Annotated in this window: 18 protein-coding genes; 9 read left to right on the top strand and 9 right to left on the bottom strand. The window is 45.9% G+C overall.

Annotated features, from left to right (window positions below):
* Window positions 1–77: 77 nt before the first annotated feature.
* Window positions 78–2354, top strand: coding sequence for a tetratricopeptide repeat protein (locus tag AC1XUF_RS11440; protein WP_483341922.1), 2277 nt, complete (start codon window positions 78–80; stop codon window positions 2352–2354).
* 150 nt (window positions 2355–2504) lie between these two features.
* Here AC1XUF_RS11440 and AC1XUF_RS11445 read toward each other — a convergent pair whose 3' ends face one another.
* On the bottom strand, window positions 2505–2870 hold the full coding sequence (locus tag AC1XUF_RS11445; protein WP_483341923.1) for a response regulator: 366 nt from the start codon (window positions 2868–2870) through the stop codon (window positions 2505–2507).
* 357 nt (window positions 2871–3227) lie between these two features.
* On the opposite strand from AC1XUF_RS11445, the gene AC1XUF_RS11450 reads away from it, so the two are divergent.
* From AC1XUF_RS11450 to AC1XUF_RS11475, 6 genes are all read left to right on the top strand, one after another.
* The gene (locus AC1XUF_RS11450) at window positions 3228–3512 is read left to right on the top strand and encodes a YtxH domain-containing protein (RefSeq protein ID WP_483341924.1); all 285 of its coding nucleotides are present in this window, start codon (window positions 3228–3230) and stop codon (window positions 3510–3512) included.
* Window positions 3513–3572: 60 nt separating this feature from the next.
* Window positions 3573–3884 carry a hypothetical protein gene (locus AC1XUF_RS11455; protein ID WP_483341925.1) on the top strand — a complete coding sequence of 104 codons (312 nt, stop codon included), beginning with the start codon at window positions 3573–3575 and terminating at the stop codon, window positions 3882–3884.
* A 486-nt stretch (window positions 3885–4370) separates the two neighbouring features.
* The gene (gene rpoN / locus AC1XUF_RS11460; RefSeq protein ID WP_483341926.1) at window positions 4371–5816 is read left to right on the top strand and encodes an RNA polymerase factor sigma-54; all 1446 of its coding nucleotides are present in this window, start codon (window positions 4371–4373) and stop codon (window positions 5814–5816) included.
* A 22-nt stretch (window positions 5817–5838) separates the two neighbouring features.
* Window positions 5839–7305, top strand: a complete 1467-nt coding sequence (locus AC1XUF_RS11465) for a sigma-54-dependent transcriptional regulator (RefSeq protein WP_483341927.1) — start codon at window positions 5839–5841, stop codon at window positions 7303–7305.
* Window positions 7306–7328: 23 nt separating this feature from the next.
* On the top strand, window positions 7329–8765 hold the full coding sequence (locus tag AC1XUF_RS11470) for a two-component system sensor histidine kinase NtrB (RefSeq protein WP_483341928.1): 1437 nt from the start codon (window positions 7329–7331) through the stop codon (window positions 8763–8765).
* Between the two features lie 98 nt (window positions 8766–8863).
* A complete protein-coding gene (locus tag AC1XUF_RS11475) occupies window positions 8864–9736 on the top strand; it encodes a hypothetical protein (protein ID WP_483341929.1) in 873 nt (290 codons plus the stop codon).
* Window positions 9737–9775: 39 nt separating this feature from the next.
* On the opposite strand, the gene AC1XUF_RS11480 is transcribed toward AC1XUF_RS11475, so the two are convergent.
* The 7 genes from AC1XUF_RS11480 to AC1XUF_RS11510 form a co-directional block, all read right to left on the bottom strand.
* On the bottom strand, window positions 9776–12883 hold the full coding sequence (locus AC1XUF_RS11480; RefSeq protein ID WP_483341930.1) for an efflux RND transporter permease subunit: 3108 nt from the start codon (window positions 12881–12883) through the stop codon (window positions 9776–9778).
* A gap of 45 nt (window positions 12884–12928) precedes the next feature.
* Window positions 12929–14020: an efflux RND transporter periplasmic adaptor subunit gene (locus tag AC1XUF_RS11485; RefSeq protein WP_483341931.1), complete on the bottom strand. Its 1092-nt coding sequence runs from the start codon at window positions 14018–14020 to the stop codon at window positions 12929–12931.
* A 53-nt stretch (window positions 14021–14073) separates the two neighbouring features.
* The gene (locus AC1XUF_RS11490; RefSeq protein WP_483341932.1) at window positions 14074–15321 is read right to left on the bottom strand and encodes a TolC family protein; all 1248 of its coding nucleotides are present in this window, start codon (window positions 15319–15321) and stop codon (window positions 14074–14076) included.
* Between the two features lie 312 nt (window positions 15322–15633).
* Window positions 15634–17001 (bottom strand): sensor histidine kinase, encoded by a 1368-nt coding sequence (locus AC1XUF_RS11495; protein WP_483341933.1) that lies wholly within the window; start codon window positions 16999–17001, stop codon window positions 15634–15636.
* 9 nt (window positions 17002–17010) lie between these two features.
* A complete protein-coding gene (locus tag AC1XUF_RS11500; RefSeq protein ID WP_483341934.1) occupies window positions 17011–17697 on the bottom strand; it encodes a response regulator transcription factor in 687 nt (228 codons plus the stop codon).
* A 26-nt stretch (window positions 17698–17723) separates the two neighbouring features.
* Complete coding sequence (locus AC1XUF_RS11505; RefSeq protein WP_483341935.1) at window positions 17724–18884, bottom strand: trans-sulfuration enzyme family protein; 1161 nt, start codon at window positions 18882–18884, stop codon at window positions 17724–17726.
* 62 nt (window positions 18885–18946) lie between these two features.
* Window positions 18947–19981 (bottom strand): App1 family protein, encoded by a 1035-nt coding sequence (locus AC1XUF_RS11510; protein ID WP_483341936.1) that lies wholly within the window; start codon window positions 19979–19981, stop codon window positions 18947–18949.
* A 45-nt stretch (window positions 19982–20026) separates the two neighbouring features.
* Between AC1XUF_RS11510 and AC1XUF_RS11515 the strand changes: the two genes are divergently transcribed.
* Both AC1XUF_RS11515 and AC1XUF_RS11520 read left to right on the top strand, forming a co-directional pair.
* A complete protein-coding gene (locus AC1XUF_RS11515) occupies window positions 20027–20902 on the top strand; it encodes a diacylglycerol/lipid kinase family protein (protein WP_483341937.1) in 876 nt (291 codons plus the stop codon).
* Between the two features lie 68 nt (window positions 20903–20970).
* Entirely contained in the window at window positions 20971–22119 is a 1149-nt protein-coding gene (locus tag AC1XUF_RS11520; protein ID WP_483341938.1) for an alpha/beta hydrolase family protein, read from the top strand.
* 326 nt (window positions 22120–22445) lie between these two features.
* Here AC1XUF_RS11520 and sucC read toward each other — a convergent pair whose 3' ends face one another.
* A complete protein-coding gene (gene sucC / locus AC1XUF_RS11525) occupies window positions 22446–23669 on the bottom strand; it encodes an ADP-forming succinate--CoA ligase subunit beta (protein WP_483341939.1) in 1224 nt (407 codons plus the stop codon).
* Window positions 23670–23714 lie beyond the last annotated feature (45 nt).

Raw genomic sequence — 23714 nt, forward strand, 5'->3', positions numbered from 1 at the left:
TTAAATCTGCAAAGCTAAAATTGCAAATCTGAAACATTCCTTGTAGGTTAGTAGCTTTTGAGCCATTTAATTTGACTATGGTACAGAAAATCTACTTGGTTATTTTTTCGGGTATTCTGTTGATGCTTACGGCTTTATATCCCAAACGAGCGTCTGCGCAGGATTTTAATGAATGCCAGAAGTTAGTGAAGGAGCTGTTACCTGTTTTTAACCGCTCTTTTGAAGAAAATAACCCGGCCCTGCTCAGGGAGGAGTCGTACCAGCGGGGCATTCGTAACCTCCAGGCCGCTTACGCTCTCTATCACAAACAAGCTTTCCAACCCACGGACTCTGCCCAGCGCATGAACAATGAGGCGGTGATCCTGGCGCTTTCCGGCAATTACCAAAAAGCATTGCACATTATGGAACAGCTCAATCTGAGCGACCAGGATGGTCAAATGCATTATAACAGGGGATTGTTTGGCTTATTGTCTGGAAAATTTGAACAGGCGAGAAACGATTTTTCGGAAGCTCCCGGCGGTGCGCAGGGAACACTGAATACCATCGTGGCCTTTGGCAAGCAGAAAAAATACAATGAAGCCATTGATTTCGCCAATAATAATTCAGCCAAGAATACTGGCGGTAAATGGAATTACAATGTGGGAATGTTGTATAAACATGTAGGGAAAATGGAGGAGGCTGTGAGCGAAATGACAACGGCAATCAGGCAGAAGGACGAAATGGCCTACAGGTTACAGCGGGGAGATATGCTGATGCGTACCGGAAATGAAAAGCGGGCAGTCAAGGATTTCGAAAAGGTCGCCAGGACACATCCGAAAGCACAGATCCGTTATGCAAATGCCCTTTTATCACTCAATCAGTTCGGAGCCGCGAAAGCTGTTTTTCAGACTTACCTGGAGACCGACGACCGAACTTTTCGTGGTGACGCGTACATGGGCATGGCCCATTCTTGTTACGGGCTTCAGCAGATTAGTGAAGCACAACGTTTCTATAAGCTCGCGTCTACTTTGAAGCGGGAAACTCCTGCATTACAATCTGGGATAGCCAATACGCACCTTTCTAAACACGAATATCAGACGGCTTTTACGCTTTTTGACAGGGTTATCAAGAAGGACTCGACTTACCTGCCCGCTTACCTGGGAAGGGCTGTCTCCTATTATGGACAGAAGAAATACGATCTCGCTCTGCAGGATTTCAAAAAGGGGGAGAAGGCGTTAAACGAGGACAACAAGTTTTTTGCCGACCTGTTTGTAACCAAGGCCTTCTCGGAATATTACCTGAAAAAAAGCAGCGAAGCGCAGGAGGATTTTCAGAAGGCGATCAGGCTTGACCCCGCGCGTTATGAAGCCCTGGCAGGAATGAGCAGCATTATGATCGACCAAAAAAGATATTCAGAGGCAGGGCAGTTTCTGGCAAAAGGTTTACAATATGAACAGGGGTACGACCTGATGTGGAGCAATTACGGAAACTTGCTGATGCATTTTGATATGTATAAGAAGGGGTATCAGGTTTTCAGAAAAGCAGTTGCCTTAAATCCTTCCAATGTGAACGCGCAAAACGGATGGGGTATCGTGCTGCTCGAAAATGATCAGCTGGATAAGTCCGTGGCGCTCTTTGACAGTCTGGTACGAGAAAAGCCAGAACTGCCTTTTTTACACAACAACCGGGGTATCGTTCAGGCGTATATAGGGAACAGGCACGATCAGAAGCACCAGATCAATGAAGCAAATGCCAGGTATGATGGTGCTTTTGAGGATTTTAAAAAGGCAATGGACGTAGCGCCGTCCAGGAAATTCTATCATGTTAACCAAGGGAACGTTTACAGATATCTGGAAAAATACGACGAAGCCAGGTTGAGTTATCAGACCTATCAGGACAAAAGCGCGCTAAACAATACGGCCGTTATGTTTGCGGGGCAGGAACGGATCAAAGATGCAAAGTATTATCTGGGTGTCGCTATTCAAATCGATTCCCTGCACAGGGTGTTCCAGTATAATATGACCATTCTGGTAAAAGGAAAGCAACAGGAAATGATGCGGCTGGTAGCTTCATCGGATGAAAACAGTCCGTTCTCAGACATTGGGATCAAATACAGCAGAGACGGCTTTGTGACAATCTACCTTTATGACTATGAGTACGATGTGCTCACATTTCCAGGGCGGCATTATATGCCCCTGCCAGTTGCCGAATACAAGGAGGATTACTTCATACCCGAGTATGATCTCAAACTTGTAGCATATGAAAAGAAAAAGGGGGATCAAGGTCGAAAAAAGAAGGTACACTACCACTCGCAAAAGGTGAAATTGCCCGGATCGCGGGGAAGGTCAGGTACAAAATGCCCTATTCTTTTCTAATCCCGTTTTAATAAATTGGTCCTAAACGGAGGAGAAGCGATTGTCTGAGAAATATTTTCTACGGCTTTCCTCGCTTTCTTCCACAAAACATGAATTTTTTTCTACTGTCACATTTGGACTGATTAGGACAGCATCAGGTTGCTACAGCACTTAGTGTTTCGTGAATATATTTCTAACCTCCACGAAACTAATGGGTTTATCTAGAAAATAGTCGGCACCGTTTCTCAATGCTTCGTCTTTGAGGTTGGTCATAGCGCTCATCATCACCACTTTCATCTTTTTATCCTGATGCACACTTTTAATCTTACTTATTTCATTGATACCCTTCCCATCCGGCAAGTTATTGTCAATGAATATCCAATCCGGACTGATGGCACTGATGCAAAGCATCCCCTCATGAATTGAGGAGGCAACTTTTATAGAAGAATCCGGCGATTTGATATTTAACTGTCTGACTAGAAAATTGCGCAACAACACCCCCAAATCATGCTCATCTTCAATTATAACAATTTTCATAGCAATGTTTTAGAAATAAAATTTTAGGCATTAGCAGCGGAGGTTGTTTAGCTTTAAAACGGGTTTATTAAACACAAATTTGAAGGTTGTAGAGCAATAACCCTGCCATCCGGCGCAGTTGAACCAAGATACTTGTCAAAAAGACGCATTGCTATTTTGTCGGTCATTTTGTAGAATCAATGTCGCGTTTTAAGAATTTTATTTTACAGTAATGCGCACTCTGAATGGCGCGGTTAGATTAATTTTCATTAATATGTTCATTATTAAATAATTATACTTTTGGTTCTGTGGCTATGGCGGGTGGTATAGGTTTTTTTACTTATTGAAAAAGTATTGTTCACATTAATCCGCATAAACATGTCAGGTAACAAAGTATTTTTAGGAATAGTAGCGGCGGCGGTTGCAGGCGCGGTTATCGGTTTGCTTTTTGCGCCGGAAGATGGTCAGAAAACGATCAAAAAGATCAAGAAAAAAACGAATAGCCTGGCCAGCGATCTGATCGACGCACTGGAAAAAAGTAAAGCAAGAGCAGAAAATGCAGCAGCTGAACTAAAAAAAGAAGGACAAGAATACAAAGATGAGGCGGTTAACAAAGCATCTGAATACGCTGATGCCGCCAAATCGCAATACGATAACATTTAGTGAAAAAACAATCCGGCATTGGATCCTGCATCCGGGCCGGATTTTACTTTTAAAAAAGCGATGGACACTGACATAAGCGCACTGGCGAAAATGAAGACAGGATCGAACGTTTCAAATGCTGTGAAGGAAATCAAGGATTTGTTGGCGACAAATTCACAGAGTATGCCCGGCATAGGTATGGAGATGGGCATAAGTGCTGTGCTTGCAAGAACTGCTTTAAGGCGGCTGCCCGCACCATTGAATGTGGTTGTGCCGCTGGCAGTGGAGAAGGTGATAGTCAGATACGCCATCCCCGAAGGCAGGGAAATACTGCTGAAGGGATTACGATGGCTAAAAAGGGCTACGGACGAAAAGCCACTTTACCTGGCCTGACAATACTTGCTACTGAAACCGAACCCTTCCGAAAGAAGGGTTTTTTTGTTTGCAATGAGGTCGGGTTGCAGGCAGGAATTTTGTTTATTACTCTCTGACCTTTGGATGCCGCCCAGGGGACGGGAGGTAAATTTGGCTGTCGAGAATTCATTAATTTCCGCGCCCCCAATATTGTTTTTGACGTCACTGATTTTAAATCTTATTAAAATCTTTTGATTATCAGTCAGATGAAGGTCTACTAAAGGCAAACGGGATTTAGGAAGTTCAGCCATCAGCTTGTGACGTATGCATGGCATAGGAGGGGTCCAAGGTCCCGATCACACTAACACTTCATGTGGATTAGCTCTACATACTGAATTATGTTACTCAGTCTGTGGAAATAACTACGCAATCTTCTTGTTCCCGGTGGTTCGTTAAAGATAGATTGGATAAAGAATCGTAAATTTAATGCATTAAGAGAATTACCATTTTACCCTTAGTTGCTATATGCAAAGACAGACGCAGACGCAAAGACAGACCTTGAAATATTCTCCATTGCAAATTCAGATGCTGAATTTATTGCATTTGACAACAATGGAACTGGAGCAGAGAATAAAAGAAGAATTAGAAGAGAACCCGATATTAGAAGAAGGGAAAGATGAAAACACATCCGAGGACGGCACGGATGAGTTTCAGGACCCAGACGACGCCAAGGCCGCTGGTGACGATCCCTCCGTTCAGGATTATTACGATTGGGACGAGTTTAGAGATGACGATATTCCCGATTATAAAACCTACGCCAATAACCAGTCAGCCGATAACGAACTATATACCCGACCGATGGTGGAAACCATCTCCTTCCGGGACGAGCTCAAACAACAAGTACATTTTTTGCGTCTCGACGAAAGGCAGCAGCTGGTCGCGGATTTTATCCTGGATTCGCTGGATGAGGATGGTTTTTTAAGACGTGAAAGTGAGGTAATAGCGGATGATATCTCCTTTGCAAACAGCATGTTCATCGAAGCGGACGAGGTGAATGCAATGCTTAAGATCATTCAGCAGCTCGACCCGCCTGGCATTGCCGCCAGCGATCTGAAACAATGCCTTCTGATCCAGCTTAACAGGATGGAAACCCAGAATGAGACCTGGAAATGGGCGTATCGTATCGTTTGCGACGCATTTGATGAGCTGGGGTCGAGAAATTACGATAAGATCATGCGGATTACGGGCCTCGACGAAGAGTCTCTTAAGAAAGCGATAGCACTCATTACCACACTCAATCCCAAGCCCGCATCGGGACTTAGAAACGATTCTATCGTCAACGAAAGCATCAAGCCGGATTTCATGCTTTGGTATACCGAAGACGGAGAAATTGAAGTTCAGCTTACCTGGGGAAACAGCCCTGCGTTGAAGTTGAACAGGCTGTTCACACAAATGGCTGAACAGAAAAATGATAAAGCGACCAATCAGTTCCTGAAAAACAAAATGAACTCGGCCAAGTGGTTCATCGATGCGATCAAGCAGAGAGAAAATACAATGCTGAGCACCCTAAGGGCGATTGTTAAGCTGCAGTACGATTATTTCCAGACGGGAGATATCAAGAAACTGAGGCCAATGATCCTAAAAGATGTGGCGGAGATCATCGATATGGACATTTCAACGGTCTCCCGCGTGACGACCAACAAATATGTCCAGACGCCATTTGGGATTGTGCTGTTGAAAGACCTCTTTACTGAGGGAGTTACCAATGAAGATGGCACCGAGGTTTCGAACAGGGAAATTCAGGAGGCCATCAGGGAAATTGTTGGTGATGAAGACAAAAGACACCCCTATAATGATCAGCAGATTACAGACATGCTTTCGGAGAAAGGCTATTCTGTGGCGCGCCGGACGGTTGCCAAATACCGGGAGCAACTGAACATCCCGACCGCAAGATTAAGAGTTACTATTTAATACTAAGCCGTAAAAACCTGGCATGAAAAAAATTGTTGTTGTTGATGATGAGGCAGATATATGTTTCCTGCTTAAGAGATTTTTATCAAAGAATGATTTCATAGTTGAAACAGCCCAAAATGGCAAAGACGGGCTGGCGCTGATCGAGTCGATATCACCTGATTTGGTGATGACCGATTTTCGTCTCGGAGATATCACAGGGACCGATCTGCTTACCGCCATTAAGTCAAAAAGACCAAATGTCCCTGTTCTGATCATTACCGGGTATTCAGACATCAAGGTGGCTGTCAGCGTAATGAAACTGGGCGCCTATGATTACATTACCAAGCCACTTTTTCCCGACGAAATATTGGTTACGGTAAAAAAGGCGATCGCCGATGCCGAATCCTCCAAAAACGAAGAGCAGGAGTACATTGTGGAGACAACCACGAGCCTGCCGGGCGACACCCCAAAACCAGCCAGGAAAACCAGGTCGGGAATGAAGGCAGGTTACGTCATGGGGCAAAGCGAAGTCTCGGATAATTTGTTCAGGCAAGTGGACCTGGTAGCCCCCACCAATTTCAGCGTTATCATTTACGGAGAAAGTGGTTCAGGGAAAGAGGCTATCGCGCAGGAGATACATAATCGTTCCCGGCGGAAAGACATGCCGTTTGTCGCGATGGATTGCGGGGCCATCTCTAAAGAACTGGCAGGGAGTGAGCTGTTCGGACATGAAAAGGGATCTTTCACAGGCGCACTGCAAACCAAAATCGGTCATTTTGAAATGGCGAACGGAGGGACTTTATTTTTGGATGAAGTTTCCAATCTGTCCTATGAAATCCAGGTTGCATTGTTGCGCGTGGTGCAGGAGCGAAAGATGAGGAGGATAGGTGGATCTAAGGAAATTGATCTGGATGTGAGGATCATCGTTGCCAGTAATGAAAAACTGTTAGAATCTGCAAGGAGCGGAAAGTTCAGAGAAGACCTTTATTACCGATTCAACGAGTTTACTATTGAAGTTCCTGCCCTGAGAAACAGAAAAGACGATCTGATGCTTTTTGCCGGTGCGTTTCTGGAGACAACGAATGTAGAGCTTAACAAAAATGTCAGCGGTTTTTCAGACGAAGTAAAAAGCGATTTTCTTAACTATTCGTGGCCTGGTAACCTGCGTGAGCTGAAAAACGTGATCAAGAGGGCCACGTTGCTGTCCGATGGCGATCTGATCGAAGAGAAATCCCTGCCATTTGAAATTGTCAACTACAAAAGGCTGAAAGACCTGGATGAAGAGCCCGCATCGTCGCCCGCCCCTTCAGTAGCCTCCGGCACCGCAGATCCTGTCCCGGATGGTGAAGATTCCAAACCAAGTCTTAAAACTGTTGCTAACGAGGCCGAATATGATATGATTATGCAGGTTTTACGCGACGTGAATTTCAATAAAAGTAAAGCTGCTCGTTTATTGAATATTGACAGGAAAACACTTTACAACAAAATGAAACAATTCGATATATAGCGGGGAGGTAAGAACGGTCCGGGATGAACAATAAACTAATTAAGGTGCTCCTTGTTGATGATGATGAGGACGATTATTTTCTTACCAGAGAGTATTTCCAGGATTTGGTCAACTGGAAATTTGACATTACCTGGTGCGCTACATTCAGGGAAGCCCAGGAGCACATCGGGTATAAAAAATACGATCTTTATTTGTTCGATTACTTGCTGGGCGGCAATACAGGGATTGACCTGATCGAGCTGGCGACCCGGTTTGAATGTGAGGAACCTATTATTTTACTTACCGGAAAGGGCGATACCAAGATCGCCGTGGAAGCTTTACGGGTCGGGGCTGCGGATTATCTGATTAAAAGTGAGCTGGATGCGGAAAAACTGGAAAGGAGCATCCGTTACGCACTGGAACGTACATCGGTTTTGAAGGCGCTGAAACACAGCGAACGAAGATACCGCCGCATTTTTGAAGAGTCCAACGATTTTCTGTTTATCAGTGATCTGGAAGGAAATATAATCGATCTCAATGCATCCGCCGGTGCCTTGACAGGTTTTTCAGAAGATGATCTCAGGCTGAAAAACATCGTTGAGATCATTGAGGAGCCACAGTTCCAGCTCTTATGGAAAAATATCAGAGAACATACGATCCACGATAAGGAAGTGCGTTTGTTGACGAAAGACGGGGATAAGAAATACTGTCTTTTTTCTGCTTCCGTGGAATTCGACGATGACCATCCTTATGTGCAGGGCCGTTTACATGATATGACAGCGAGGAAGCAATCTGAGAGAGAAAGACTTTTTTCGGAAAAAATGGCGGTTACCGGCCGGCTTGTACGTATGCTTGCCCACGAAGTACGAAACCCACTCACCAACGTAAACCTTTCCGCAGAGCAGCTGGAAATGGAGCTTACAGACGAGGATCAAAAGTTCTACACCCAAATCATCAAACGAAACTGCACGCGCATCAACGACCTGATTTCGCAATTACTTCAACCCTCCAGTTCGGCGGATATTGAATTGGTCGAAAGTTCGATTCACGCTGTGCTCAGAGATGCGATAGGCGCTGCATTGGACAGGGTGCAATTGAAACGGATACAGATTGTCAGCCAGTTTGCTGAGGAAGACCTGGCTTTGCCGCTGGATTCGGTGTCATTACAGATGGCCTTTCTCAACCTGATCACCAATGCTATTGAAGCCATGGAGGAAGATCGTGGCATCTTGCGGATTACAACTAAAACACATGGAGATACGATTCAGGTTGTTTTTATGGATAATGGCTCAGGTATCAGCGACGAGCATATGGAAAAAATCTTCGAGCCGTATTTTACAGGGAAAAATAACGGAATGGGTATTGGCCTTTCTACAACCATGAGTATTATACACGCTCACCACGGACGCATAGATGTACAATCCGAACTGGGTGTAGGGACCACTTTTACAATCAGTTTCCAGGACAACCGGGCCCAGTGATTAAATTCATGTTATAATAAATGATCCCTGCAACGATCTGACTTTTACCGGCGTAATCCTAAAAAAACAGGATCGCCGGTACAGCCGCGTCGTTTGATATGAAGACACTTTTTACCTCCTTTTTTATGATATCTGTCATCATGCAATCCTACGCACAGGATTCGGATGCCTATTATCAAAAAATATACACCCGTCCGTTAGGTACGAAGCCTTATAATGCGGAATCCCTTTTGAAAAAATTCGGTGATGTGCGTGTCAGGAATCGATTTTACATCGGCGCTGATGGTTTTGTGCGTAAAGATAAAAACTCCATTAACAATGACTTTGATGGATTGATCGGCACCGAATCCCCGACCGTGCCCGCATGGAGCGTTGTTACGGGCTGGGTACATCGCGAAATCTGGTCTGTTGAAGCGGAATACGCACGTTCGGCAATACACAACATATTACTGATCAATGGAGATAACCCGATGCGTTACGCCATGACCAATGATAAAAACAGCCTCATTGTGAGGGGGAAAATGCGGTTGCTTTTTGGCAAACCCGAAATCAGGCGCTCCGCGTTCTGGATAGGCGGGGGAATAGGGCTGATTCCAAATTCGGGCAGGCAAAAGGATTATATGGAATTTTATGGCTACCGCGAAAAAGGTCGCAGGCTGGGCATCGATACCTTGTTTATCACCAGCGATACCCGCGTTAATTCTTCGGTGACAGGCTTGGCGGAAGCTTCTGCGGAGTACGTGATCAAGGTCGCCAAATCCATCGACCTCAGCCTTTTTGTGAGAAAGCAATGGGGATTGGGGACTTCTCTTACAACAGACCTGGTTTATAAGGTTAATAATGTCGAAACCCAGACAGCAAGGATCGAGGGAGATGGTACTGGTTGGAATTTCGGTATATCGCTTCGTTATGTATTTCAGCTTGGCTATGATTTCTCTTCCCTAAAACTGCCGGCCTCGCGGGACCAATGAAGAAGCCAAAGTAGCGACTGCCGGCAGTTTTAGATGAAGTTATCTCACTGTTGTTGTCCGGCTTCTACGGTTGAAAAATCCGTAGATAATCGGGAAGATGAGGAGCGTAAGTGTAGTCGCGGTGATCAATCCGCCTATTACGACAATTGCCAGCGGCTTTTGTGTTTCTGAGCCGATTCCCGTAGAAGTAGCTGCGGGTAAGAGCCCGATTGCAGCCATTAAAGCGGTCATGATCACCGGTCTGATCCGCGATTTTACGCCTTCCCTGATCGCCTCATCCAGAGACATCCGTGCTGCCAGATTCTTGTTAAAAACCGAGATCAATATTACCCCGTTCTGCACACAGAGCCCGAAAAGGGCAATGAAACCGACACCTGCCGAGATCCCGAAATTCATGTGGGTTGCATGTAGTGCGAGGATACCCCCGATCAATGCAAAAGGGACGTTAATCAGCACCAGGCCGGCATCCTTCGCATTGCTGAACATGATAAACAGCAATATAAAAATACCTATGAGGCTAATGGGCACTACCTGACCCAGACGCGCCGTGGCGCGTACCTGATTTTCGAATTCCCCCGACCAGTTCACCGAGTAACCTTTTGGAAGTGATTTAAGAAGCGGCTTTACACGGTTTTGTGCGTCCGCTATGGTACTGCCCAAATCTCTTTCGCGGACCGAAAACTTGACCCCGATAAAACGTTTGTTGTTATCGCGGTATACGAATGCCGGTCCGGTAACAGTTTTGATGGTCGAGATTTCTTTAAGTGGGATTTTTCCACCTGTCAATGTGGGTACCATCAGCTGTTGTATATCGTCGACCGTGCGGCGATATTGCTGCTCATAACGCAGCCTGATGTCGAATTTGCGCTCGCCTTCATACAAGATAGAAGCTGTTTTTCCTCCGATCGCCATTTCAATCACGGCCTGTGCATCTGCAATACTGACGCCGTATTGCGCCATCTGATGATCGTGCAGGATCACGCTGACTTCCGGCTGGCCGATATTCCGCAGGATACCCACGTCCTTAATACCAGGAACATCTTTAATCGCTTCCAGAACCTCATTGGCTTTGTTGTTTAACGTTTCGAGGTCGTCGCCATAGATTTTCACCGCATTGCTGGCGTTCATTCCCGCCACGGCTTCCGCGACGTTATCAATGATTGGTTGCGAATAGTTATAGTTGATTCCCTGAAACTGTTTCAGTTTTTTGTCCATTTCTTCGATCAGGTCGTCCTGGCTGATCTTCCTTGTCCACTCCTCTTTTGGCTTTAAATTCACCTGCATTTGTACATAATAAAAGCCCGACGGGTCGGTACCGTCATTGGAGCGACCGGTTTGGGATAATACCCCGTTTACTTCCGGAAATTCATTGAGCTTATTCCGCAGTACCGTAACCATCTTAATGGTTTCGTTCAGGGAACTGCTCATTGGCATTTTGGCTTCAACCCAAAGCGCTCCTTCATTCAGAGTAGGCAGGAATTCGGTACCCAGGAACTTGGCTGAAAACAGGCTGACGGCAAGGAATGCGATTGCAAGAATAACGCTCAGCTTTTTGCGTGCATAACACCATTCAAACCCTCCGCTTACCATGCGATCGAAAAAGCGGACAATTGGATTGCTCTTTTCCCTGACATTTTTATTCAATAAAATGGAGCATAGAACCGGTACCAGCGTCAGCGTATAGAACAGTGCCCCCAGCAAGGCGAAACCCAATGTGTAGGCCAATGGCGTAAACATTTTGCCCTCCACTTTCTGGAAGCTGAAAATCGGGATCAGCGCGGTGATGATGATCAGTTTGGAAAAGAAAATGGCTTTACCCAGTTCGCCGCCGGTGCGTTTCACCAATCCAAGCTTGGACAGCTTATTATACTTGTCCATCCCATTGCGGTGCGCCAGGTGGTCCAGTGCCACAAAGATCCCCTCTACCATTACAACAGCCCCGTCAATAATAATCCCAAAGTCAATCGCCCCCATCGAGAGTAGGTTGGCCGACATGCCTTTGAGCCGTAAACACATAAATGCAAAGAGGAGGGCTAACGGGATAATGATGGAAACGATGACGGTCGTACGCCAGTCGGCCATGAAGACAAATACAATTACGGTTACCAGCACAATACCTTCTACGAGGTTATGCTTGACGGTATGCGCGCAAAATTCGATGAGGTTATCACGGTCGTAGAAGGTAACCATTTTGACGTCGGGCGGCAAAATCTTGGTGTTCAACTCCTGAACCTTCTCCTTTATACGTGCCAGGACTTCACTCGGGTTTTCGCCTTTCCTTTGCACGACAATACCTTCAACCACATCGTCATTTTTGTCCAGTCCGACTTGTCCCACACGCGGCATATCCGACTCCCGCACGTCTGCTACGTCTTTGACCAGTACCGGATTATCTTTTACAAACTCAACAATGATGTTTTGAATGTCCGGAATGGAATTCAGCAAACCGATACCCCTGACTACATAAGCCTGTCCGTTTTTCTCGATCACATCACCGCCGACGTTTACATTGCTTTTGGTAACAGCCTGATACACTTCCAGCGGTGTGATATTGTATTTCACGAGCTTGGTAGGGTTTACCTGCACTTCATAAATCTTCTGTCTGCCGCCGAAAGCCACCACGTCAGCCACGCCCGGAATGCTCCTGAGCTGCCTGTCTATCACCCAGCTTTGAAGTGTAAGCAGTTCGCGGCTATCCCGATCGTTACTTTTGAGTGTGTAACGGAAAATCTCGCCGGTTGGGCCGTATGGCGGCTGAACGTCGGGTTCAACGCCGTCGGGCAGTGAAATATTCCTCAATTGATTATTAACCTGTTGCCGGGCAAAGAAATCTTCAACACCATCATCAAAAATGATCTTGATGATGCTTAACCCGAACATCGTTGTACTGCGTACATTGGATTTTTGCTGCACGGAGTTCATCGCAACCTCAATGGGGACAGTCACAAAACGTTCAATCTCCTCGGCACTTCGACCGTTCCATTGAGTTACGATGATAATTTGCGTATTGGTAACGTCTGGAAAAGCTTCCAGTGGCGTGTCCCGATAGCTGACAACCCCTGCGACAATCAGCAGGCCGGTTATGAAGAATATGAAGAACCGGTTTTTCAAAGAAAACCCTACGATTCCCCGAATGAATTTATTCATTGTTAAATAATTGAATGAGGTGATGGGTTAGAATGGCTGACTGGCTTAGTCATTCAGGGCGTCGTATACCAGCAGTTGATTTTTGGATATGATCGTCTCGCCGGGTTTCAGGCCGCTCGCTATATAAGCCTTGTCGGCAAGCGACCGGTATACTTCGATCGGCCGTGTTTCGATTTTCGTGCGGCTGTGGTAAACCATCACCCAGTTTTTGCTTCTGTCAAAAATGATCGCCTGAGAGGGGATAGCCTGCATTTTACTGCCCTCTTCGAAATTCAGGGTCACGGTTGCATGCATTTCTGGTTTGAGTTTCAAACCTACATTTTGCAGTTGGATACGGATTTTCATGGCCTTGGTATCCGGGTCAAGCACATTGTAGATCTTATCCACCTTACCTTTGAAAACTTCATCGGAAAAACTGATCGTCCGGACGTTGGCAGTCATGCCCAGCTTGACCCTGGGAATATCGCTTTCGTTCACATTGGCCATTACCCATACGTCGGCGATTTGCCCGACCGTGAACAGGCTTTCGGAATTATCGGAGCGCAACTGCATACCCCGGTTCACATTTTTATCAATGATAAAGCCGTCGATGGGCGAGGTTACCGTGTAGTTTGTAGATTTACCCAAGCCATAGATCGAGAATATTTCTTTCATGCGGTCCAGTTCTGCCCGTGCCTTACCGACCATTTGACGCGCCGTGATCACATCGCGTTCCGGCACGAGCTTACTCTCGAAAAGGTCTTCGGTAGAGGATAAATTCTTCCGTGCGATCAGTAAATCGGACTCTGCCTGGATCCTCTGACGTTCGAAGTCCGCCACTTCTCCTGAGCGGATCACGGCCAGCTTCTGTCCCTGGCGTACATTGTCCCCCAATTCCACGTCCACTTCTTCCACATTGCCCCCAACGAGCGGGAATACTTTGATCACCCTGTTTTCATCAGGCACTACTTTCCCTACGAGCGTCAATTCGTTCCGTACAGCTTCAGTGCGGACGGTATCTATTTTAATGCGGCTCATCATCGTATCCGAAAGCATAAATGCTTTGGATTCGCCGGTTTCATCTTCTTTCTTTTTATCACATGATGTCAGCCAGATACCAATGGAGGCCAACATAACAACATACAGGGTATTTTTCATTTTAAATTTTGTTTGGCGATGCCGTGGTGTAAGAAGTTGTTCAGTTTAAATACTTAGTTGAAAAGCTCTTCGCCAACTACGAAATTGAGTTCTTCGTAGACTTTGATGCGATCGGCCTGCAACCGGTTATACTCTTTGATACTTTCGTTGTAGGTTTCTATAAAATCGATGAATTCGAGGAGGGTTATGTTCCTTTTTTTGAAGTTCTCATACATGCCGCTGCTCAGCAGCTGAAACTGATCTGTAAACTGGCTTTCGACACTTTGATAAGCCTTTTCAGCAATGCCTACTTTTTGTACGGCCGCGTCTACCTCATTGCTGACACTATTCTGTTTAGCCGATTCCGCTGTTTTATAATAGCTGATATTGCTTTTCGCAGCGCGGATATTTCCCTGGTTCCGGTTGAAGAACGGAAGCGCTATCGACGCATTTAAGCCGAAATAATGATTCACATAGTTACTCGCCTGATCGTATACCGCCCCCACCTGAATGTCGGGTACTGCCAGTGCTTTTTGTAAAGTCAGGTTGAGTTCCGCCTGTTTAGTGGCAGATTGTGCCACTTTGAGGTCGGCCCTGCTTTGCAAGGCTCTTTCCTTCAACGCCTCCGGCGTGTATTTGCTGAGCTGGTACCGCTGGATCTCGGTACTGTCCACCACTGATTTGACGGGTCGTTCGGTATTGAGCAATGTCCGCAGGTCGCGCTGGTTTTCCTGTAATTCGAAAAGGATATTCGCGCGGTCATTGGTAAGCTGAAAGAGGAGGGCTTTCAGACGGACAACTTCTTTGAGGGAGATGTTCTTGCGGTTGTATTCTTTTTCAAAAGCGTCGACCGTTGTATTCAGCGTGCCGATCTGGTTGTCGTACAATGCAATGGTCTGTTCGAGGTAATAGGATTCGAAGAAAATCTGTCTGAGGTCGAATTTTAATGTCCGGATCAAATCGAAAAATTGGTATTCACTTTTGCGGGTGGACTCTACGTCGAGCGCAACCTGCTTGTTACGTTTGCCGGCGCGGGTGATCAGCTGCTGGATATTAAAAGCCTTTTGTCCGTTTTTACCCACGTCCAGGGCCCCGCGGGAAGGGTTATAAGCGCTGATCTCTACGCCGAAAGTAGGGTTGTTCCAGAGTTTATCCTGAATTTCAACGGATTTGGCGATATCTATCTGGTACTTCTCAGCAAGGATTTCAAGATTGTTTTGAAGAAAAAGACTGTCGGCCTGCCTGATGGAGAGCCGGAGCGTGTCTTGTGCGTGTAGTCCGGTTGATAAGCAAATCAAAAGCCCGATAATGTAAGTTCGCATGGTTTATTGGTTATAATGTTGCGAACTTCGGTTACTGGTATTACAGCGACCTTAAAATAGTCTTAGAAAAAAATTAGAATGTTAAAAATCCCACTCATTCTGCCGAAAAAAGGGGCTTTTATTGGGGTACGTTCTCTGGTTCCCCAAACACCGAGCGGCAAATTAAATGTCTCTACTTTGGGCCGAAGGAGTAATTGCCCTGTGCTGGTTTGCCCCGAAATCCCCAGAAGGTGACTTTTTTTATGCCACTTTCTAGAAAAAGCTTACGGTCAGTAAAACTTCCTCTCTTCCCGGTCGGGGGCAACAGGCGGATCAAACGTGGTTGAGCTGTACGTGAAACTCGCTGCCCTTGCCTATTTCACTGGTAACTGAAATGACGCCGTGGTGTAGTTCTACAATTCGCTGGCAAATGGAGAGACCTATACCAAAGCCCGGGAGCTCGGCAGCATTGGAAGACCTGAAAAACGGGTTGAAAATATGGGGTATGTCTTCCTGACTAATGCCAATTCCCTGATCTTTGACTTTCACAGTACAGGATTTATCATTGCAGGAGATGATGATCTGCGCCTGATGGTCGGCGGAGTATTTGCAGGCATTATCCAGCAAATTGGAGAAAACCGTTTTCAGCAGTTCCTCATTACCCTTGATCACTGTTTCATCTGCATTTTCGGGAATGTTTTCATAGTCTATTGAAACGCTATAGCCCGGATGCGACGACAAAAGCTCCTCTTTGGCCATAAACGCCAGATCTTCTATGTGAATGGGCGACATTTTCATCGTACCCATATTTTCATACGAACGTGCGAGAAAGAGCAGGTTATTGGTAATACTGATCAGGCGCTCCGTATCCGAAAAAAGATTGGAAAATACCTCTTTCAGATCCGGGTTGTTTTTCGTAAACCTTTGTCCCAGTTGTATTTCGGATTTTAATGCTGCCAATGGGGTTCGGAGTTCGTGGGAAGCATGTGACACAAAACTTTTTTGTTGTTCAAATGCCTTGTTGAGACGGTACAATACTGTATTAAAATTAATGGCGAGTTGCGCAATCTCGTCTTTGCGGTTTCCTTCATCCAGTTTCTGGGATAAGTTCTGGGCAGTGATCAGGGAAACCTGTTCATTGATTCGGCTGATAGGCCTCAGGGCATTTCCCGCAAAATAGATGCCAAGAACGACTGTTACCCCAATACCGGCCACCAGTCCCCATAATAGCGTACTTCTGAGATTATCCAGTTTGCTGTGCCCGAATGTATCGTAAGCAGAAGCTAATACGATCAGCGGCTCATCGCCTTCCTGGTACAGCAGCCCGATCACCTCATTTTCGCCCTGATGAAATTCCATGTATTCCTGCTGCCTTACCTCTTGGAGCAGCGCCTTCTGATAGGTAAGCAGTTTGTCGTCAACGCTGGAATAAATCAGGTCATTTTCTGAGTTAAAGATCAATACTTTTTCATCCAGCATTTCGGAAAGCGTATTTTGATCAATGGCTTTGAGAAGGTCCTTGTCGATACCTTTTACCTTAACAAGGAGCCGGCATGTGGTGCGCGCGCGGCTTCTCAGCCGGTCAAAAAATTCCTCCTGCCTGTAATGCTCGGATACGCTGTAGATTGCAATGGAAAAGAACAGCAGTACCGCCGCAACTAACAGCGTGAATTGTAGGGCGATACGGTTCCTGATCTTCATTGGCTCGTTTTATTCTTCTTTCATGATGTAACCCATCCCGGGGCGGGTATGGATCAGCTTGACAGGGAAATCCTTGTCTACTTTTTTGCGCAAATAATTGATATACACCTCCACAACATTCGTTCCGGGATCGAAATTCAGGTGCCATACATGTTCGGCCAGGTCCATTTTGGAAACCACCCGGCCGCGGTGCATCAGAAAGTATTCCAGCAGGGCAAATTCCTTTGCAGTAAGGTCGATCACATTTCCGCCACGCCTTACCTGCTTGGTACCCAGGTTCATTTCCAGGTCCGCGATGCGCAGTATTTTGTCGGTCGCTTCCGGGCTGTTCAGGTCAGACAATCGCAATGCAGCGTTGATCCGGGCGAGCAGCTCACGGAAATCGAAGGGTTTGACAATATAATCATCCGCTCCCCGGCCAAGCCCTTCAATTTTGTCTTCAATTTCACCGTAGGCAGTCAGCATGATAATGGGCAAGGTCGGTTTATAAATCCTGATCTGCTGGCAAACATCATACCCTTTCATGCCTGGCAGGTTCACGTCCAATAATACCAGGTCGAATTTCTTATCCAGAGCCATCTGTTTTCCTGTGATGCCGTCGTAGGCAATCTCTGCTTCAAAATTTTCAGTGCCTAATCCACGGAAAATGTTCTGTGCTATCCTGCGGTCGTCTTCCACAATCAGGATCTTTTTCATGGTCAATTCTACGAAAAGGAATGTATTTATAAAACAGTAAGTGCCTGCTGCAGATCGCTGATCAAAAAATCAGGATCTTCCAGACCGATGTAAACGCGTGCCATCCGGTGTTTTTCAATGGCAGGATCAAACAGCTCCGGCCCAATACCTGCTGCCTGAGGCAGGATGAGCGACTCGTGCCCACCCCAGGAAACTGCTACCAGAAAATGCTTCAGGGAATAGGCGAATGTTTCAATGCTGTTATAGCTGTCTGTTTTTAAAACAATTGTCAGCAAACCACATGCGCCAGACATTTGCTTTTTTGCCAGCTCAATCTGTGGGAAGTCGGAATCAAATGGAAAGATAACCCGCTCGATTTTGGAATGATTTTTCAGGAAAGCTACCACTTTTTCTGTGGTTTTGGCAATATGCGCAAGTCTGACCGGCAAGGTACGTAATCCTCTCAGGATCAGCCATGCATTGAAGGGGGAAATTCCCGATCCATTGTTGAGGAGTTGCTCGTTAAAGATTTTGTTCAGCATTTCCTTCTTGCCCGTCAAAACCCCCGCAACGGTGTCGCTATGGCCTCCCAGGTACTTAGAGGCAGATTGGAGCGCCATGTCAATCCCGAAAGACAAGGGCTGCTGCTGCAATGGCGAGGAATAGCTGTTATCGACGATGGTCACGATACCCCGTTCCTTTGCAAGCCGGGCAACGGCTTCCAGGTCCTGTAGTTCGAATGTATTGGAATTGGGCGATTCCAGATAAATAACCCTTGTTTCGGGGCGGACAGCCTTTTCGAAATGCTCGATTTTAGTGCCATCAATATAAGTTGTGGTGACATTGAACCGGGGCAGCATATTGTCGAACATGCGCCAGGCCCAGCTATAAGGCTTATCTACCGAAAGAATGTGGTCACCGCTTTTGACATTGGCAAGAACGGCTGCGAAAATGGCCGAGGAACCGCTGTTAAACACCAGCGCATCTTCCGCGCCATCCAGTGCAGCCAGTTTTTTTCTGAGTATCTCAATGGTGGGATTTTTGCCGCGGGAATATAAATATGCCGAATCCTCATCCTCGAAAGCTTTCCGGAGGTCTTCGAAAGTGTCAAAAACAAAATTGCTGGCCTGGACAATCGGCGGCGCAACCGCGTTGAAATAAAGACTGCGGTCTTCACCGAGCTCGTTGATGATATGCGAAATATCCATTGATAAAAATTAAAATCGTAAAGGTTAATGCCCCCTTAGCGTGAAGACAAGTTATCATTAAATCAGGTAAGATTTTCAGCAGTCATTTCGGCAGGCGGCTCAGTTGGGGTCTGAAATACGATGCCATGTTCAAGGGAATGGATTATGGCCTTGTTGCTGTGGGCAAAATAGCAGGTATCAATGCCGAGATCCTGGATATTTTTCAAAAGCACAGTTGCCAGTTCCTTTGCTGTTTTTCTGGTTTGCCGGATGTAAACGGCCCGGATATTCGACGGAAAGGTTCTGCATATCTCCTCATAAATATCCGGGTCTTTCTGAGAATCGTCGCCGAGAAGGATGAACTGTAATTCGGGGTAAAAATTGATGATATTATGGATCTTGCGAAGCTTGTGTAAATGCGATCCGGTGCCGGTCATTACGAAATCGTCCAGTCCGGACTTGATTTTTTTCAGCTTTAAAACGGCTTTGGGCATACCATTCAATTCCGCGAATCTGACAATCATATCGTAAAGATTCCATTCGCTGCTCGAAACATAAAAAAAGATATTGCTTTCCTTTTGCGGATGTGACCTGCTGGCAAATGAAAGGAGCTGGTAATGCTTCACCACGTCGTCAAAAGGTTTGCGGGCCTGCACGTTTTTAGATAAAAGCACAAAAAGCTTTTTAAAAGAACGCCTGCTGTGCGAGATCAGGAAAGTATCGTCAATGTCGGAAATCAGTCCATAAGAGGTTTTATAGGGAAGGAAAAACTCCTCTGTCCTGCTGGCTTTGTATTTTCTGCCATTCATCTCATCGTCGATACTGACCTCGTACGTATGCCAGCCGCTGGGCAGGTTTTCGTCAAAAGGGACTTGAAAACGAAAGTAGCCGTCGTCCTCGGCCCGTGTCTCGGCAATCAGGTTTCCCACACGGAGGGTAACTTTCAGGAAGGGAATTGTTTTGACCGAGAATAATTCAATGATGGTCCGGGCGTAACGAAAACCGCTCCTGGTATACTTGCGATCACCGGAAGGATACTTTTTGACAATATGCCCAAAAACAATAAGTTCCTTTTTATTGGCATAGCCGCGGTACAGTTTTAAGTCACAACGTTTCATAACTATCTTTATCCCCATTGACTTTAAGTCCCTAAATTAGACAATATGTTTTCAGAACGAAAAGTTTTGCTGGTTGTAAATCCCATATCCGGGGATGTTGACAAGGATATCATTTTTGAAAAGATCATCGAAAAAACAAATGCCGAAGGCTATGATTTGCGCATTTATTCGACCACGGGCAAAAATGACCTGGAAGAGGTCCGGGAAATGGTTCAATATATAAAGCCCGAGCGCGTGCTGGTTGCGGGCGGGGACGGTACCATATCCATCGTAGCGCAGGCTGTTCACGGTGTTGATGTGATCTTGGGCATCATCCCGGCTGGTTCGGCCAATGGCCTCTCAGTAGACTTCGGCCTTTCTGGTGCCCTGGACCAGGCTTTGGAGGTGGCCTTTGGGGATCATCATATCTTGATTGACGCGGTTTCAATAAATGGTGATATCAGCCTGCATCTCAGCGATATAGGCCTCAATGCATTGCTGGTAAAGAATTACGAAAACAGCGATACGCGAGGAAAGCTGGGTTATGCCCGGGAAATGCTGAAAACTTTAAGTGAACATGAAAATTTCCTTGTGAGGATCACGACGGCGGAAGAGGTCATAGAAACCGATGTTTTGATTGTGATCATCGCTAACGCTCAGAAATACGGAACGGGCGTTACCATCAATCCAGCAGGAGATATGTCAGATGGCAGGTTCGAACTTGTCATTGCCAAGAAGCTCGATTTTATTGAAACTGCCAAGATCCTGGCTGGCAATACCGACTTTAATCCTGAAATCATGAAAGTTGTTTCAGTTGAAAGCGCGAAAATAGAATGTTTGAACAAAGAGGCACATTTTCAGATCGACGGGGAATACAAAGGGTTGGTAAAGGATATTGAGGCGCATATTTTGAAGGAATATATTAAGGTAGCGGTCCCTTAAGACTCTCTCAATGGACAGTATCCCAAAGTGTTCAGTATCTTTTATTCCTAAATCACCTTCTACCTCAAATGAAAACGATTATCCTCATTCTGTTCACATGCATTGTTGTTTCTAAAGGCTTTACACAGAGCGCAGAGCTGTGTCAGGGTGCTTATTTTACCGAAGAGCAAGGCAAGGAATTTCTGGAAAAGCACAAGGTAACTTCCAAGGTACAGTGGGAAGCGCGCGCCGTTGCCATTCGCAAACAGATACGCGAGGGAATGGGCCTGGAAACGATGCCTCTCAAACCAACTTCTAAACCGATTATTCACAGCCGGAAGGAAATGGATGGCTATTCGATTGAAAATGTGGCTTTTGAAAGTATGCCGGGGATATATGTCACCGGAAATTTGTATAAGCCGCTTAAAAGGCAGAAGTCCTATGCAGGTATCCTGTGCCCGCATGGACACGGAGAAAATCCGCACGGAAGATTCCGGGAGCAGACTCAGAAACGTTGCGCATCGCTGGCGCGCATGGGCGCGGTAGTATTTGTGTGGGATATGATAGGACAGGGTGATTCGCGTCAATGCGAGCACAAAATGGCCAAGGGCCTTAAACTACAGACAATCAATAGCATCCGTTCCCTGGATTTTCTTTTGTCTATCCCCGGTGTGGATCCGGAGCGGATTGCAGTCACTGGTGAGTCGGGTGGGGGAACGCAGACTTTCTTGCTTGCCGCATTGGATAACCGAGTTAAGGTTTCTGTGCCTGTGGTGATGGTATCTGCTTATTTCTTCGGCGGTTGCGTATGTGAAAGTGGGCTTCCCATCCATAAGAAAGGAAACTATCAGACCAACAATGTCGAAATCGCCGCTCTGGCAGCTCCAAGGCCCATGATCCTGATTTCAGATGGAGGCGACTGGACCAAGAATACCCCGGAAGTGGAATTTCCTTTCATGGAGAACATTTATAATCTATATGGAAAAAAGGAAGTGCTGGAGGGCGTTCATCTGGCCGACGAAAAACACGACTTTGGCCCGTCCAAGCGAAAAGCGATGTACAAGTTTATGGCTAAACATGTTGGATTGGACTTAAAAGCAATAACTGATTCACACGGGGAAATTGACGAAGATCCGGCAAAAGTGTTAGATCAAAAGGATTTGGAGGTTTTCAATGCCGATCATCCGCGTCCGGCCAATGCGGTAATGGGAGATGAGGCAGTTATGGCGCTTTTGTAAAAAAGAGGAATTGTAAAGGCTCGAATGTTCGTTGTTTCCTTTCCATTGCAAAAGATTGGAAAGTAGCCTCTCAAAACTGCCCCGGCGAATAGCTCACTTCGATTTATGATTTTTAATATTTTTCCCTTATCCGAGATAATGTTATCAAGCGGCTCATCTGGCAAATTTTTTTCTAAATCTCAATACAAGAACCTAAAGTTAGAATATTCCGACTTTCAGTATTTGCATAGAAACAAAGCAGTATGGACTCCACTATAAACCGATGTGCAATACTATTTAATAAAAAGGGCGGCTATTTAGCCGCCCTCAATCATATTTAAAAAATTCTATACTCCCAACTCAGCCAGAACTTCGGATACCTTAGTAGCCGCTTCTTTAAATTCAATAGCCGAATACACTTTCAAGCCAGATTCATTGATGATACGGGCTCCTTCTTCAGCATTAGTACCTTGCAAACGAACGATGATCGGAACAGGAATCTCGCCAATGGCTTTGTAAGCCTCAACGACACCCGCAGCAACACGGTCGCAACGTACGATACCTCCGAAAATATTGATCAGGATCGCTTTAACGTTTGGATCTTTTAAAATAATACGGAAACCGGCTTCAACGGTTCTCGCATTGGCGCCACCCCCAACATCGAGGAAGTTGGCAGGTTCTCCACCCGACAATTTAATAATATCCATGGTAGCCATTGCAAGGCCAGCCCCGTTCACCATACAACCTACGTTTCCATCCAGTTTCACATAGTTCAGGTTATTTGCACCTGCTTCTACTTCCAAAGGATCTTCTTCATTGGTATCACGCATTTCAGCGAGCTCCGGGTGACGGTACAAAGCGTTATCATCCAAGTCCACCTTTGCATCAACAGCAAGGATTTTGTTGTCGGATGTTTTTAAAACCGGATTGATTTCGAACATCGCTGAGTCGCTTTCAACGTATGCTTTATACAACGCAGTGATGAATTTTACCATTTCTTTAAAAGCATCACCTTCAAGCCCCAGAGCGAAAGCTACTTTACGGGCCTGGAACGGCTGCAATCCAACTTTTGGATCGATCCATTCCTTCATGATTTTTTCGGGAGTATGTTCAGCAACTTCTTCGATGTCCATACCGCCTTCGGTGCTGGCCATAATCACGTTGCAGTTTTTGCCACGGTCCAGAAGGATTGAAAGGTAATATTCCTTCGGCTCGCTCGGGCCTGGATAGTATACGTCTTCGGCAATCAGTACTTTATTTACTCTTTTTCCCTCAGGTCCTGTTTGGTGAGTTACCAGCACTTTACCCAAAATATTGTTGGAAATAGTCCTTACATCTTCAACGGATTTTGCAAGGGCAACACCACGCTGCTCGGTACCTACAATACGGCCCTTTCCGCGGCCACCGGCATGGATCTGAGATTTAACAACATACCATTTGGTGCCTGTTTGCTGGCTCAGCTCACGTGCAACTTCCACAGCCTTGTCGGGCGTGTCGGCTACGAGCCCTTCCTGAATACGCACACCGTATTTTTTAAGAACGCTTTTGCCTTGATATTCGTGAATATTCATGAGTATAAAAGTAAATGGGTATTTTTACGGCAAATTAAGGAATTA

The organism is Dyadobacter sp. HNCC25DJ185, assembly GCF_056895195.1.